Genomic DNA, 14,124 nt, shown 5'->3' on the forward strand with positions numbered 1-14,124 from the left:
TTTTGTTATGCTTTTTGTTACTATATTTAATAGATGGTATATTAAAAAGTAATAAGTAGATTTATTTAATTAAATCAATGATTTGAATTAATAGATGGTATATAAGTTAAAATTAAATTGATCAAAATTTGACTTTATTTTCACGGGAAAAGTAGGTAAACACCTTAGGAGGGCCTCGTTTTATCCATTAAACTACGGGGACAGAATTTAATGCAGGTGCATTATGGCTTAGGCTGCAATTGATTGGAACCTCTATCGCCTTGCAACAAAGTCGTTTGGTTGAATATTAGCCAAAGGTACACCATTTTGTGAGACTACAATGGCACTTTGATGGAAAACACTGGTGACTTTTACCTTTTCGGGATGTAATTGGTAGTGTTTCAATGTTTGGTTATTGTCATCATAAACATAATTTACTTGAAATAAGGTTAATACATCGCCTTCTTTCACCCCATTTTGTTTACCTATATTAATGGTCAATTGTTCGTTACCAGTAGCAACCACTCTGCCATAAGCAGGTAAGCAGCTTACAGTGTCATCTATATTTTTATTGATCTCTAGGATCAGTTCTTGGGTGGCTTTACCAAATCCAGATTGCCATAGGGCCGGGCCTTCTGAATTAACCATAGAGTGCAGGTTAAACCTCCAAGGCGCTGTGATACTGACTTGATCTTTGAAGATTAATTCACCAGAGTTGCCATCGTAAAGAGAAAAGGCTAATGATAAGTTGCGGCTTATTTTGTTTTCTTTCCAAAAGGTTAATTTTGAACTTTTTTCTGTTTCAATGCCAAAATCTAAAATTTCCCCCAATAATACATATTGAGCGCCGGTTTTTTTGGCCAAGGTCATTGCTTGAGATGGACTGTGATGACTATTGGGTTGTATATAGTAATTTTCTACTGCATTAATATTAGAGTGTTGTGCAAACTTTTGTGATGCTTGCTGAAGCCTATTGGCTAATACCTTGCCAAAGTCGAACATGTTGCCGACGGCAGCTTGTTGCCGCTTATTTATTTTGTACCAAGTGGTGATAATATTCTTTTTGTAATCTGATGCACTACAAAATGTTTCTTGTGGGAAAATATCAGCTCTCACAGATACAGTGATAACATCACCCTGATATACCTCGCTGATTAATTCGACACTGGCTACCTCACCAGAGGTTGTGACTTCAAGCCTGTCTTCGGATATCAAACCATTTGCCATATGTTGCACACTTTTTACTGAGGCTCCGGCAAAGAGTAATGCTTGTTTAATCGCTTCTTGTGTAGCTTGTTGTTTGGCAATGGTTTTGTCGCCGTTATGGATCACGGCTTGCCCAGAGGCCTCAAACCAAATACTTAATGCAGGTAAACTGATTGTGAGTAAACTGCTGCAAAGAAGTATTTTTGTTAAATTTACCAATTTCATATTTGAGCCTTTTAAACAGCTTGAGTTCAGATGACAAAATAATGACGTTTATCTATCTGCTTTTATATTTACTTATAAAGCACAAATCGTACCCAACTTTATGTTCTTCTATTCTTTGTGGCAAATAATGTACATTTGGTGTAGTTATTGCAGAAGAATGACCAATGTCCTCTATTGGAATGGTATCGTGAATAAATTAACAAGTTATATGTCGAAGTTTTGCAGTCAAACTCTGCTTGCCAGTATTTTTTTACTACTAACGGGCTGCACTAGCCTTTTTAGTAAGCATGTTGAGTGGGAAACCGTTGAACCAGATTCTTTTCCTATTCTCTCTGCCGTGGGTTATGCGCCTATTTCTGCACAAAATGGCAAAAATGCAGCAGGCAAAATGTTGATGGCTTTGAAAGCATCTAAACTGGATGCATATAGAGAATTAGCTGAGCAGGTTTATGGACAAAAAATTAACGGCGAACAGTCTTTATCTAGCTTAGTAATTGAAAACACTCAATTAGACAGTTCAGTACAAGGAGTGATTAGAGGCGCTCGTGTCGTGAAAAGCTACCCTGTTGGCGATGATACTTACGCCACTGAACTAGAATTAGATCTGAAATTAGTGAATGATATTTACTTATCAACGGCCAAGCCGAAAAAAGTAAAAAAAGTTCATTATTATTAAGGCAGAACCTGGTAAATAGGAGGTAAGAAATAGTTAAAATGATGATCCTAGTAAATAGTTAAAAATTAGGATTAAAAGCAAGATTATTACTTGACCTTAAAGTCTGTCATTCCTGCATGTGGTTAGCAGGAACCCATTTAAGGCAGTCGCGTGATACGAGAAAAAATAACAGCAGAACTTTACTAAAAAGTAGATTTTTTTTAATCGCTGTTTTTATAGTTTTGCTGGAAGCTCGAATCCGAGTTAGTACAATTAAGCGCTTATCCCACCACCACTAGAACCACCTCGTGTACGACCGCTTTTATCGTAGGTCATAGATTCTTTGGCTCTAGATTCAAGAAGTAAGTTTCTTAGATGTTCTAGACGCAATTGTCCCTGTTCCACTGCTGTCTGATTTATTTGTGTACGAAACTGACATTGAGACACCATGTCTTTGGCTTCATCAAATAAAGCAATAAGTTCAGGCTCAGTTTTTTGTTGTTCACTCAGCTTTTTATAGAGCTCAGATATAACATTGTCTTGGCTTTGTATTGATTCGAGTAAGGATTCTTTGATTTTTAGTAGATTAATTAATGACTCTGCATCCCTGCTACTGATTAAATGTAATTCAGTTTCTAAGGTTTGTTGTAGTTCAAGTAAAAAATTATGTTGATCTTTTATTGCTTTTTTTAATTCAGACATAAGTGCTACCAAAGTTAATGACAGCCTCTATTATGCTGTCATTATGCTTTAGTACCAAATATTTCTGATTCCAATGCGAAAATTTTATTCGCAACAGATTCAGCATTCACTTTATATTCACCATTTTGGATGGCTTTTTTAAGCTTATCTACTTTTTCTTGATTAACTGGCGCTTCATTGCCTTTCTTTTGAACCTGAGTCAACTGCTGAGCAGATGAGGTTAAAGACACAGAATCTTGACGCGCAGTTGATGCTGCCGATTGCTGTGAACTAGCTTGTTGCGTATTATTGTTATTCAAAGCTTGCTGTTGTTGATTAAGCTTTTGATTATCAATAGGGGTTTTCACACCACCATTATTATTTATATTGTTAATAGACATTTTGATTACCCACTACCTATTTATCCTCAATATAGTTATCGACCGTTACCTGCGATACTTTAGCAAAAATTTCAATTTTCGGCATTAAATCAATCAGACTTTGATTTATATACTAATTATTGATTAAATATTTATTTCAACTTGGCCAGTATCGGCAACTACGGCTTTAATTCTTTTATTAGAGCGACTGTTTCTGACACTAATGGTATCACCCATATTACCATCTTCTAATGCAATACCAGTGGTTTTTACTTGCATTGCAGAAGTGTTTGCAGAAATGGTAACACTATCTCCTTTACATACATAACAAAGGTTAGATGGCTCTATAGGTCTACCTGCTATTGCCCTGCGTTTCATTCTTGCGCCAATCACTTCATTTATATCGGCAAAAGTTGTACTTCTTAAACGTTTTTTATCCATATTAATTACATGCACATTATTTTCGGTTAATAAAGTACCGGGGCTAATAGCACTAGATAAAACCACTACTGGTTGTATCTCAATGGCTTTAATAACTAAAAACATATACCAACCATTTTTAATACATTGCGCCTTTACACTGATATTAGATTGATTTAACCCATCTTCATTCACTGTGAAGGTTAATCCAGACGGACACATAGGTATATGTATACGGTCATCTATCGGCATAGCTTCCACTGTAATTTTGTTATTTGTGTTGCTGTGTAGTCTACTCAACAGGTAACTTTGAGCTTGGTTAATTAAAGCGACTTTAGCTAAATTATTTTCGGATTCGGCCGCTATAACATTCGTCATGATTAAAATGTTTATGATAAATGCAAATACGACTGGATAATAATATGATTTTTTCATGTTCACTTGTTGTTAACTTGTCTATGCTATGGATTAATTATTGAATGAGTGTCAATTTATAGTCACTCGTTGATTACAATCGATAGCTAATATTAAAAAGATTAGTTATTTCATCGTTTTAGTGGTCATTCGTAGTAGATTAAGCAAAAGCTACGCCGCTTTTTGATTAATAGTTTTATTTTGGAGTATTGCATGTCTGGGATCCTTAACTCTGTCAACCAACGTACTCAACTGGTTGGTGAAAATAGACTTGAATTATTGCTCTTTAAACTGAATTCAAAACAACGATTTGGTATTAATGTGTTTAAGGTGCGTGAAGTTTTACAGTGCCCGCCATTGACCTCTATGCCTAAATTGAATCATTTAGTTCGTGGTATCGCTCATATACGCGGTCAGACTATTTCGGTTATTGATATGAGTTTAGCCACTGGTGGCCGCCGCATTGAAGATCTTTCAACTGCTTTTGTGATCATTGCCGAATACAATAGTTCAGTGCAGGGATTTTTGGTGGGCTCGGTTGAACGTATTATCAACACTAATTGGCAATCTATTATGCCGCCTCCTAAAGGTAGTGGTAGGGCGAGTTATCTCACCGCAGTCACTGAGATTGAAAATGAACTGATTGAAATTTTAGATGTTGAAAAAATCTTAAATGAAATATCGCCGGTTAAAACTGATTTAAGTGATGATGTTGCCGATAATTTACTAGTTGATAACCAGGAAGAAAAAATTATCTTTATTGCTGATGATTCAGCAGTTGCTCGTAATCAGGTGAAAAAAGCACTGTCTGCATTAGGATTAAATATTGAGCTGGCTAAAAATGGTCTAGAAGCGCTTAATCGGCTCAAAGAAATTGCCAAAGATACTGGTGATGTGACTGATAGAGTTGGGGTCTTAGTCTCTGATATCGAAATGCCTGAAATGGATGGTTATACGTTAACTGCCGAAATTAGAAATACCCCAGAATTAAAAAATTTACACGTGATTTTACATACTTCATTAAGTGGGGTGTTTAATCAAGCAATGGTTGAAAAAGTGGGGGCTGACGATTTTATTGCTAAATTTCACCCTGATGAATTAGCTACCTCAGTGCAAAAATGGTTCGGTAACAAATAGCTCGCTGGTTTTAGTTGTTTACCAAAATTATTATCCCTTTAATATTAAAGTGGTATATCAATGTTTATAAGAGAAAGTAGTGGTAGTCGATCAATTAGATATTAATAAATATCAATCTTTCAGTCGGTTTTTAGAGCAAGCATGCGGCATCGTTTTAGGTGAAAATAAGCAATATTTAGTTCGCAGTCGGCTGGCTCCTTTATTAAAAACTGCCAATGTCGCTAGTGTTGGTGATTATATTGATTTAATTATCAAAGGTGATCAAAAGGCTAGAGAATTGGCTATTGAAGCCATGACCACAAACGAAACCTTATGGTTCCGAGATAGTTATCCTTTTAAGTTACTTGAAAATACCATATTCCCGCATTTTGCTAATAATAGAACACAGTTAAGAATTTGGTCTGCTGCTTGTTCTTCAGGTCAGGAAGCATATTCCATTGCCATGACATTGTTAGACTATAAACAAAATACAGGGACTTCATTTCGTCCTAGTGTTGAGATTGTAGGCACTGATATCTCCAAAGATATGCTCGAGCATTGTAAAAAAGGTGAATATAATCCTTTAACGATAGCTAGGGGCTTACCCCTACAAAATCAGCAACGCTATTTTGACACTACGGCGAATGGTAATTTGACAGTCAAGCCTGAACTGAAGTCGCTAACTAATTTTAAATCAATAAATTTGTTAGATAGTTATAATTCGTTAGGACGCTTTGATATTGTATTTTGTCGAAATGTTTTAATTTATTTTTCAGCGGATGTGAAAAAACTAATCCTGCAAAAAATTGCCGCTTGCCTGCAAGAAGACGGCATTTTGTTCTTAGGCGCATCTGAATCCATTTCAGATTTATCTAATGATTTTATTTTGGTTCGCAGTGCTTCAGGCCTGTATTACCAAAAGAAACCTCGATAACTTCACTTATACCCTCACTAAAATACTCATTGGCACAACCCTTGCTTTTACTTTCTTCATAACGAGGAGAAGTAAATGGCAATTAGTTTAGATAAATTGATGGGGTTCCATCACAAAGCATTACAAGTTCGTACTGATCGGATGGAAATAATTGCTGGGAACCTAGCCAATGCCGATACTCCAGGCTACAAAGCTCGTGATATTGATTTTCAACAAGTAATGAAAAGTGCTCAATACGCACGAGATCACAACTTAACACGTACTAACGAAAACCATATTAAAGGCACAATGAAAGGTATTGGCGAGCTGCAATATCGAATTCCTCACCAGCCAGATACCGGTGATGGCAATACAGTCGATGTGCAAATAGAGCGAAATACTTTCTTAGATAACGGTTTACGCTATCAGGCGGGTATGGAGTTTCTGAACGGTAAGATTAAAGGTATGAAAAAGGCACTCAGTGGAGGTCAATAATTATGAGTTTATTTAATGTAATGGACATTGCAAGTACTGGCATGAGCGCACAAAGTGTGCGGTTAAATACCACTGCCAGTAATGTCGCTAACGCTAATAGTGTTAGTAGCAGTTATGGTGAGACATATAAAGCTCGTCATCCAGTGTTTGCCGCTGAATTAGATAAAGCATCACAGGGCCAAGGTGTAGGCTCAAGAGTGAGTGTTTTAGGTATAGTGGAAAGTAATAAACCACTACAAATTGAGTATAGCCCTGGTCATCCGATGGCTGACGAAAATGGTTATATCTATAAGCCTAACGTCAACATAGTAGAAGAAATGGCAGATATGATGTCTGCTTCTAAGGCTTATGAAACGAATGTACAAGTTGCAGATACCACTAAACGTATATTTAGAAATGTATTACGACTTGGACAAGGTCAATAATGATCTTTGGTCTTAGGCATCGTCAGTCAGAGGAAATATTGTGAGCACTATTAACGGTTTAAATAGTAATTTGTATTGGCAAGAAGAAACCACACCTGTGGCTGATGATAGTAATCAAACCTTGTCACAAGAAGATTTCTTTTCATTATTAACTGAGCAATTGGCTAATCAAGATCCAACTAAACCTGTTGATAATGATCAAATGGTGGCGCAAATGACTAGTTTCACTATGGCCGATGGTATTGAACAATTAAATTCTAAGTTTTCTGATTTTGCTACCTCTATGACGTCAAACCAAGCCTTACAAGCCTCTAGTTTGATTGGTCAGCAAGTATTATTACAAGGTGATGTTGGTTATATCGGTGGTGATGGACAAAGTGTCTCTGGTGTGGTGATTAACGATGAAACCGTACAAGAGCTTAACATCACTATAGAAACAGAAGCTGGCGAAATAGTCAGAACCATAAATGCCGGAACGCAAGCTCCTGGCAATATTCAGTTTAATTGGGATGGCACAGATAATAAAGGCAATCAAATGCCGGTCGGCAATTATGTGATTAAAGCCCAAGGTAAAATAGGTGACGAGTCACAGTTGATCCCAACAGCGGTAAATCGACATGTAGACAGTGTTAGTTTGGCTGCAAGTAGCCAAGGTATTATTCTTAATTTGAATGGTAACGTCAGTGTCACACTTGACGATGTTATTCAAATCGGTGGTTAACAGGAGAAATAAGTATGTCTTTTAATATTGCGTTAAGTGGCGTGTCAGCAGCCCAAAAAGACCTAGATACAACGGCAAACAACATTGCAAATGTCAATACTGTGGGCTTTAAAGAATCTCGTGCTGAGTTCGGCGATGTGTATGCTCAGTCTCTTTTGGCTAGTGGAAAAACTAAAGTGGGTGATGGCGTTATTACGCAAGAGGTTGCTCAACAGTTTACTCAAGGTAGTTTGCAATTTACAAATAACTCATTGGACTTAGCGATTACCGGTAATGGATTTTTTGGTACTGTTCCCGAACTGGATTCTCGTGATTTTTCTTTTACTCGTGCTGGACAGTTTAAGCTCAATTCAGAAAATTTTGTGGTCAATTCAAATGGTGACCATTTATTAGGTTTTCCTGTTAATTCTGATGGTACTTCATCTTCTGTCGCTTTAAGTACCACTGAACCGGTGCGAATTCCTGACTCTTCTGGCTCACCAACTCCTACTTCTGAAGTTCAAATAAAAATGAACTTGCCTGCAGGATCTGATGCTAAAGACCCAGACTTGTTTGATCCAGAAGACCCATTGACATATAACGCGGCTACGTCGGTGACTGTATTTGATACCTTGGGTGATAGTCATGTGATGACTTATTATTTCGTAAAAGATTTAAACGCTGCTTCTGCAACGCCACAAAGAAATGAATGGTTAGGCATTACATATGTAGATGATCAACCTCTTAATACTGAGGGAGATACCATCGGTTCTATCCCAACGACCGGTGATAATGTTGTTGGCGAAACCTCATTAGGTGCAGCTAATGGAATTGCCGCTTATAGAATGACCTTTAGTTCAGGAGGTGATTTTGAATCTATACAAAATGCTGATGGCACCAGTGTTGCCACTGGAGATGTTGTTTCTGAGGCTTTAGGAGCATCTATCTTGACGAATGGTTCTGATCCTTCTCAAACTATCATCACTAACTTTAATTTAGACTCCATTAATGCAACAGCCAATGAGCCTACTCAATACGCTTCTAGTTTTGAAGTGACGTCATTAGAACAAGATGGATTAGCTGTAGGTCGATTAACGGGGATTGAAATTGGAGCTGATGGTTTAGTTCGGGCTACGTATTCGAATGGTACATCTGAGCCTATTATACGTGTGGCGTTAATACGTTTTGCTAATGACCAAGGGCTAAACCAACAAAGCAGCACCCAATGGCAAGAAAGTATTTTATCTGGCGAAGCATTAGCTGGTGAAGCTACTACTGGGACCTTTGGCGATATTAACTCTTCAGCCCTAGAACAAGCGAATGTCAATCTTACTACAGAATTAATTGATATGATTATCGCTCAACGAAACTTCCAAGCTAACTCCCGAGCGTTAGAAATCAATAACCAATTAAATCAAACAGTATTGAATATACGTTAATCATTGATTGAGGTACTTTCAACCCATAAAAAAGGCTGCATTTCGCAGCCTTTTTTATGGGTTGAAATGCAGAAAAAGCAGTGGATAGTGGGTAGGAGATAGCAGGAGCAAAAAACACACTGCAGAATAGCGCAGACTGAGCAGAAAAACTAAAGCGTGTCACAGAGTTACACTGAGAAGAGCCATTACATTATTAAAATCAAAAGCCGATCACAGAGGCTTCGCTACACAGAGAAAAGCCAACAGCAGATCCTAGTAAATAGGGGATAGGAAATAGTTAAAAAAATCAGTTCAAGAGTAAAATTATCACCGACCTCAAAGTCCGTGATTCCTGCATGTTGTTAGCAGGGATCCATTGAAGGTAGCCGCGAATGACGAGATACGAGCCGCGGGGAAAATATAAAGGCAGATCCTAGTAAATAGGAGGTATCACTCGACCACAAAGTCCGTGATTCCTGCATGTCGTTAGCAATAAACCATTGAAGGCAAGCGCGAGATACGAGTAACGAAAAAAGTAACCGCAGATTCGATATTCTAGTGTCTTGTCACTGTTCAATCTTTTACTCCTAAATATCTCCTAGGATCTACCGCCTTTTTACTGCTTTTATCTCGCCCCTCGATATTCGCAACTTTCTGTTCATGGCACCTTAATTGCATTTATTTAACTAAGTCCCATAAATGTCAAGAATCAGTCATGGATAAAATGCTTTACATTGCCGCTAGTGGTGCCAAACAAGATTTAATTGGTACTTCTGTGCGGGCGAATAACTTAGCAAATACTCAAACTGTTGGTTTTAAAGCTTTGCTTGAACAGTCTCGTGCCATGCCTGCTTTTGGAGAAGGATTACCAACCCGCGTTTTTTCTATGACTGAAAGTCCAGTCAATAATTATGCTGGTGGCTCTATGATAAAAACAGATCGAAAGCTTGATTTAGCTGTTCAAGGTGATGGTTGGTTTTCGGTACAAGATGCTAATGGCAATGAAGCCTATAGTCGAAATGGCAGCATGCAAATTGGTGCCAATGGTGAGCTGAAAGACTCTCACGGTAACACTATGGTAGGTGATGGGGGTCCTATATTTTTACCTATACCTCTCTCAGAACTTGATATCGCTACAGACGGTACTTTGTCGGTTCGGCCTCAAGGTGCGCCTGAAACCATCTTAGAAGAAGTGGGTAGATTAAAACTAGTTAATCCAGACGTCCGCAACATGGTAAGGGGGGAGGACGGACTCTTTCGATTAAAAGATGGTGAACAAGCAGACGCTGATGCTTTAGTCAATATACATAGCGGTATGTTGGAAGGAAGTAATGTCAATCCAGTAGATGAAATGGTCAGTATGATCGGTCTGCAACGACATTATGAAATGCAAGTTAAATTAATGAAACAAGCTGAGACATTGGATCAACGTGGTAACCAATTACTCAGAATTATTTAGATTAATGTAAAAAACAGAATTTTAGGAGGCACCCATGCATCCAGCATTGTGGATAAGTAAAACAGGTTTAGATGCTGCACAAACAGATGTCGCAGTGATTTCGAATAACTTAGCGAATGCTAGTACTGTTGGCTTTAAGAAAGACCGAGCGATTTTTGAAGACTTGCTGTACCAAAATATTAATCAGCCTGGTGGTCGCTCCTCTGCTGATACTGAGTTGCCTTCAGGTTTAATGGTGGGAGCAGGTAGTAAAGTGGTTGCCACCCAAAAATCTCATACTCAAGGCAATATGTTAACCACAGAAAATTCTTTGGACATGTTGGTAAATGGTCGAGGATTTTTTGAAGTATTACAGCCAGACGGCACCATTGCTTATACCCGTAATGGTCAATTCACTTTAAATGATCAAGGCCAAGTTGTGACTCCTGGAGCTGGATTCTTATTGCAGCCAGAGATCACAGTACCTGAAGATGCACAACAAATAACTGTATCCCAAGACGGTGAAGTATCTGTGACTATAAACGGTGAAGCTGAACCGCAAGTGTTAGGACAAATCACTATATCTGATTTTATCAATGCCACGGGTTTACAACCTATCGGGCAAAATCTGTATGTTGAATCTGCAGTAAGTGGAGCGCCCATTCAAGGGGTGCCAGGTTTACAAGGTTTAGGTTCAGTTGTGCAAGGGGCTCTAGAAACGTCCAATGTGAATGTAACCGAGGAGCTAGTCAACCTTATCGAAAGCCAACGTTTGTATGAGATGAACTCGAAAGTTATTTCGGCAGTGGATTCTATGTTAGGCCAGGTTATCCAACAACTATAGTGAGAGAGTGATTGTGATGAGTCTGTCAATGTTGCTAAAAATGTATGTTTTGGGTCTAGGCTTATGTTTGTTGACTGCTTGTCAGTCTACAGGTTCTAAAACCCCTTTGCCTAATGATCCATTTTACGCACCTATATTGTCTGAAGAGCCAGAACAAAAGATTGTTGATGATGGTTCTATATTTCAAGCTGACATGGCGAATAGCCTCTATTCTGATGTGAAAGCCAGACGAGTAGGCGATATTATTTCAGTTACCTTACGAGAAAGTACTCAGGCTACAAAATCAGCTGGTTCCAGTAACTCAAGAGAAACAGGAATGGATTTAAGTCCTATTCTTGGTTTAGGTGGTAATGCGTTAAATATTGGTAATCAGTCGATCCAGCTGGGGATTGATTCGTCCAAAGACTTCACTGGCGACTCGTCAGCGAATCAAAGTAATAATTTGTTCGGTAGTATTTCGGTCACTGTGGTTAAAGTGTTACCCAATCAGAATTTATTAGTCCGTGGTGAAAAATGGTTAACCCTAAATAACGGTGATGAATACATTCGTTTAACTGGAGTGGTTCGCCCTGCAGATGTTAGCCCTACTAATGAAATCACCTCGACCAAGATTGCTAATGCACGCATTCAATATAGTGGTACAGGTGAATTTGCATCCGCTCAAAAAGAAGGTTGGTTAAGCAGCTTTTTTTCCTCTGAATACTGGCCTTTGTAGCTAGGAGATTATGATGAAATTTACAATCAGTTTAATGGTGTTAACTAGTTTATTGCTTAGTCCATTCTCTTCAGCACAAAGAATTAAAGATTTAGCTAGAGTACAAGGTGTGAGAAGTAACCAATTAGTGGGATATGGTCTAGTGGTCGGTTTGCCGGGTACCGGCGAACAAAGTCCGTTTACGGAACAAAGTTTCCGCACTATGTTATCAAATTTTGGCATTAGTTTAGATAGTGGTCTCAAACCAAAGATTAAAAATGTGGCTGCTGTAGCTGTACATGCAGAATTACCTCCTTTTATTAAACCAGGTCAGACAATCGATGTCACAGTGTCTTCGGTTGGCGAGGCTGCCAGTTTACAAGGTGGTACTTTGATCCAGACCTTTCTGAAAGGCTTAGACGGTAAAGTTTATGCCATAGCTCAAGGGAGCTTAGTGGTGAGTGGTTTTGGTGCCGAAGGGGGAGATGGCTCTAAAATTGTGGTGAATACGCCTACAGTGGGTCGTATTGCTAATGGCGCTCTTGTAGAGCGTTCAGTGCCGAGTGGATTTATGCAAGAAGACTATTTAACCCTTAACTTGAATAACCCTGATTTTTCTACAGCTCAAATATTGGCTGACACTATCAATCGTCGTTTGGGCGCCGATCCAGCTAAAGGATATGTGATAGCTACACCTATCGATGCAGCTTCAGTGCGAGTAACAGCACCCAGAGAAGTAGGGCAAAGAGTAGGATTTTTAGCCACATTAGAAAATTTTGAATTTACCCCAGCAAGAGCTGCTGCTCGAGTGGTAATCAACAGCCGTTCTGGCACGATCGTGATTGGCCAAGATGTCAGATTATTACCTGCAGCTATTACTCATGGTGGGTTAACTGTGACGATTGCAGAAAATCAAACCGTCACTCAACCCAATGCATTAGCAGAAGGTGAAACAGTGGTGACTACCCAATCCATAGTGGATGTGAATCTAGATGATACTCGTATTTTCAAGTTTGACCCAGGTGTCACACTCGATGAACTAGTTCGTGCGGTAAACGAGGTAGGTGCTGCTCCAGGAGATTTAATGGCCATTTTAGAAGCCTTACGTGAAGCGGGTGCTTTGCAAGGCGAACTAGTCGTTATCTAGGATCCCTATGGAAAATTCAATTAGCAACCAAAGCCAACTAGAGTTATCTAGAAATGCCAATGACATCAAAGGATTAGATATCCTTCGTCAAGCAGCTCAAAGCGGTGATAAAGGAGCATTAGAAGAAGCAGCTAAGCAGTTTGAAGGTATCTTTGTGCAAATGATGCTGAAGTCTATGCGTAAAGCACAAGATGTAATGGAAGATAAGGACAGTCCATTTAACTCTGATCAAGTAAAGTTTTATCGTGACATGCATGATAAACAGCTTGCTGATGATTTGTCTCACAATGGCAGTATTGGCTTAGCCGATATTATCGTTCGACAACTAGGTCAGTTAGGCGATGGATACATGCCAGCTGGTGTGATCCGTAACGATGGAAATTTGTCGAGTATAAATCGACAAGCTATTAAAAGTACTCAATCAGCTCAAGAAAATGTGTTGTCAGAAAAAGAAATCCAAACATTTTCATCTTTTAAATCTGCGGCCTTTACTGATGCTCAAGCTTTTGTTGAACAATTATATCCTGCAGCTCAGCAAGCTGCTGAAAAATTAGGTGTCGATCCTAAAGCTATCTTAGCTCAAGCCGCAGTAGAAACTGGTTGGGGACAATATATGATCCATACCACTGACGGTAAAAACTCACACAATTTATTCGGTATTAAAGCTGATAAACGTTGGCAAGGTGACAGAGCAATTGTTGATACTCTAGAAGTGGACAAGGGCATAGCTAAAACACAAAAGGCGCCATTTAGAGTGTATGAAAATTTTGCTGATTCAATGAATGATTATGTAAGTTTTGTGCAGCAGAACCCACGTTATCAACAAGCTTTGAAAAATAATAAAGATCCTCAAGAATATTTTTCTGAATTGCAAAAAGCCGGCTATGCCACAGATCCTGATTATGCCAAGAAAGTCATATCAGTACTTGAAGGTGAACGTTTGCAGAGTTTATTGCCATGAAAATAGTCCAGTT

16 protein-coding genes are annotated in these 14,124 nt (G+C 38.6%); 12 read left to right on the forward strand and 4 right to left on the reverse strand.

The window, feature by feature from the left end:
* Positions 1-252: 252 nt before the first annotated feature.
* Entirely contained in the window at positions 253-1,410 is a 1,158-nt protein-coding gene (locus tag GQR87_RS06470) for a flagellar assembly protein FlgT (protein WP_158967671.1), read from the reverse strand.
* Positions 1,411-1,618: 208 nt separating this feature from the next.
* On the opposite strand from GQR87_RS06470, the gene GQR87_RS06475 reads away from it, so the two are divergent.
* The gene (locus tag GQR87_RS06475; RefSeq protein ID WP_233267469.1) at positions 1,619-2,086 is read left to right on the forward strand and encodes an LPP20 family lipoprotein; all 468 of its coding nucleotides are present in this window, start codon (positions 1,619-1,621) and stop codon (positions 2,084-2,086) included.
* Between the two features lie 252 nt (positions 2,087-2,338).
* On the opposite strand, the gene flgN is transcribed toward GQR87_RS06475, so the two are convergent.
* The 3 genes from flgN to flgA all read right to left on the reverse strand — a co-directional run bounded on the left by flgN (position 2,339) and on the right by flgA (position 3,981).
* Positions 2,339-2,767, reverse strand: coding sequence for a flagellar export chaperone FlgN (gene flgN, locus GQR87_RS06480; RefSeq protein WP_158967675.1), 429 nt, complete (start codon positions 2,765-2,767; stop codon positions 2,339-2,341).
* Positions 2,768-2,808: 41 nt separating this feature from the next.
* Positions 2,809-3,147 carry a flagellar biosynthesis anti-sigma factor FlgM gene (flgM, locus tag GQR87_RS06485; RefSeq protein ID WP_158967676.1) on the reverse strand — a complete coding sequence of 113 codons (339 nt, stop codon included), beginning with the start codon at positions 3,145-3,147 and terminating at the stop codon, positions 2,809-2,811.
* 123 nt (positions 3,148-3,270) lie between these two features.
* On the reverse strand, positions 3,271-3,981 hold the full coding sequence (gene flgA, locus GQR87_RS06490) for a flagellar basal body P-ring formation chaperone FlgA (protein WP_158967678.1): 711 nt from the start codon (positions 3,979-3,981) through the stop codon (positions 3,271-3,273).
* A 192-nt stretch (positions 3,982-4,173) separates the two neighbouring features.
* On the opposite strand from flgA, the gene GQR87_RS06495 reads away from it, so the two are divergent.
* From GQR87_RS06495 to flgJ, 11 genes are all read left to right on the forward strand, one after another.
* Complete coding sequence (locus GQR87_RS06495; protein WP_158967680.1) at positions 4,174-5,097, forward strand: chemotaxis protein CheV; 924 nt, start codon at positions 4,174-4,176, stop codon at positions 5,095-5,097.
* A 79-nt stretch (positions 5,098-5,176) separates the two neighbouring features.
* Positions 5,177-6,010 carry a protein-glutamate O-methyltransferase CheR gene (locus GQR87_RS06500; RefSeq protein ID WP_158967682.1) on the forward strand — a complete coding sequence of 278 codons (834 nt, stop codon included), beginning with the start codon at positions 5,177-5,179 and terminating at the stop codon, positions 6,008-6,010.
* Positions 6,011-6,085: 75 nt separating this feature from the next.
* Entirely contained in the window at positions 6,086-6,484 is a 399-nt protein-coding gene (gene flgB / locus GQR87_RS06505; protein ID WP_158967684.1) for a flagellar basal body rod protein FlgB, read from the forward strand.
* Between the two features lie 2 nt (positions 6,485-6,486).
* Positions 6,487-6,909, forward strand: a complete 423-nt coding sequence (gene flgC, locus GQR87_RS06510) for a flagellar basal body rod protein FlgC (RefSeq protein WP_158967686.1) — start codon at positions 6,487-6,489, stop codon at positions 6,907-6,909.
* Between the two features lie 40 nt (positions 6,910-6,949).
* The gene (locus tag GQR87_RS06515; protein ID WP_158967688.1) at positions 6,950-7,630 is read left to right on the forward strand and encodes a flagellar hook assembly protein FlgD; all 681 of its coding nucleotides are present in this window, start codon (positions 6,950-6,952) and stop codon (positions 7,628-7,630) included.
* 14 nt (positions 7,631-7,644) lie between these two features.
* Complete coding sequence (flgE, locus tag GQR87_RS06520) at positions 7,645-9,048, forward strand: flagellar hook protein FlgE (RefSeq protein ID WP_158967690.1); 1,404 nt, start codon at positions 7,645-7,647, stop codon at positions 9,046-9,048.
* A gap of 694 nt (positions 9,049-9,742) precedes the next feature.
* Positions 9,743-10,486 carry a flagellar basal body rod protein FlgF gene (locus tag GQR87_RS06525; RefSeq protein ID WP_158967692.1) on the forward strand — a complete coding sequence of 248 codons (744 nt, stop codon included), beginning with the start codon at positions 9,743-9,745 and terminating at the stop codon, positions 10,484-10,486.
* A gap of 34 nt (positions 10,487-10,520) precedes the next feature.
* On the forward strand, positions 10,521-11,309 hold the full coding sequence (flgG, locus tag GQR87_RS06530; RefSeq protein WP_158967694.1) for a flagellar basal-body rod protein FlgG: 789 nt from the start codon (positions 10,521-10,523) through the stop codon (positions 11,307-11,309).
* 16 nt (positions 11,310-11,325) lie between these two features.
* Complete coding sequence (flgH, locus tag GQR87_RS06535; RefSeq protein ID WP_233267470.1) at positions 11,326-12,024, forward strand: flagellar basal body L-ring protein FlgH; 699 nt, start codon at positions 11,326-11,328, stop codon at positions 12,022-12,024.
* Between the two features lie 13 nt (positions 12,025-12,037).
* Positions 12,038-13,150, forward strand: a complete 1,113-nt coding sequence (locus GQR87_RS06540; protein ID WP_158972899.1) for a flagellar basal body P-ring protein FlgI — start codon at positions 12,038-12,040, stop codon at positions 13,148-13,150.
* A gap of 7 nt (positions 13,151-13,157) precedes the next feature.
* A complete protein-coding gene (gene flgJ / locus GQR87_RS06545; RefSeq protein WP_158967696.1) occupies positions 13,158-14,111 on the forward strand; it encodes a flagellar assembly peptidoglycan hydrolase FlgJ in 954 nt (317 codons plus the stop codon).
* Positions 14,112-14,124 lie beyond the last annotated feature (13 nt).

This window comes from Paraglaciecola sp. L3A3, assembly GCF_009796765.1.
Lineage (GTDB): Bacteria > Pseudomonadota > Gammaproteobacteria > Enterobacterales > Alteromonadaceae > Paraglaciecola.

Excerpts from the sequence above, each read along its gene's own strand:
- flgC (WP_158967686.1), top strand. The coding sequence starts at position 6,487 with ATGAGTTTATTTAATGTAATGGACATTGCAAGTACTGGCATGAGCGCA.
- flgM (WP_158967676.1), bottom strand. The coding sequence starts at position 3,147 with ATGTCTATTAACAATATAAATAATAATGGTGGTGTGAAAACCCCTATT.
- flgA (WP_158967678.1), bottom strand. The coding sequence starts at position 3,981 with ATGAAAAAATCATATTATTATCCAGTCGTATTTGCATTTATCATAAAC.
- flgE (WP_158967690.1), top strand. The coding sequence starts at position 7,645 with ATGTCTTTTAATATTGCGTTAAGTGGCGTGTCAGCAGCCCAAAAAGAC.
- flgJ (WP_158967696.1), top strand. The coding sequence starts at position 13,158 with ATGGAAAATTCAATTAGCAACCAAAGCCAACTAGAGTTATCTAGAAAT.
- GQR87_RS06475 (WP_233267469.1), top strand. The coding sequence starts at position 1,619 with ATGTCGAAGTTTTGCAGTCAAACTCTGCTTGCCAGTATTTTTTTACTA.
- flgB (WP_158967684.1), top strand. The coding sequence starts at position 6,086 with ATGGCAATTAGTTTAGATAAATTGATGGGGTTCCATCACAAAGCATTA.
- GQR87_RS06540 (WP_158972899.1), top strand. The coding sequence starts at position 12,038 with ATGAAATTTACAATCAGTTTAATGGTGTTAACTAGTTTATTGCTTAGT.
- GQR87_RS06470 (WP_158967671.1), bottom strand. The coding sequence starts at position 1,410 with ATGAAATTGGTAAATTTAACAAAAATACTTCTTTGCAGCAGTTTACTC.
- GQR87_RS06525 (WP_158967692.1), top strand. The coding sequence starts at position 9,743 with ATGGATAAAATGCTTTACATTGCCGCTAGTGGTGCCAAACAAGATTTA.
- flgN (WP_158967675.1), bottom strand. The coding sequence starts at position 2,767 with ATGTCTGAATTAAAAAAAGCAATAAAAGATCAACATAATTTTTTACTT.
- flgG (WP_158967694.1), top strand. The coding sequence starts at position 10,521 with ATGCATCCAGCATTGTGGATAAGTAAAACAGGTTTAGATGCTGCACAA.
- flgH (WP_233267470.1), top strand. The coding sequence starts at position 11,326 with ATGAGTCTGTCAATGTTGCTAAAAATGTATGTTTTGGGTCTAGGCTTA.
- GQR87_RS06495 (WP_158967680.1), top strand. The coding sequence starts at position 4,174 with ATGTCTGGGATCCTTAACTCTGTCAACCAACGTACTCAACTGGTTGGT.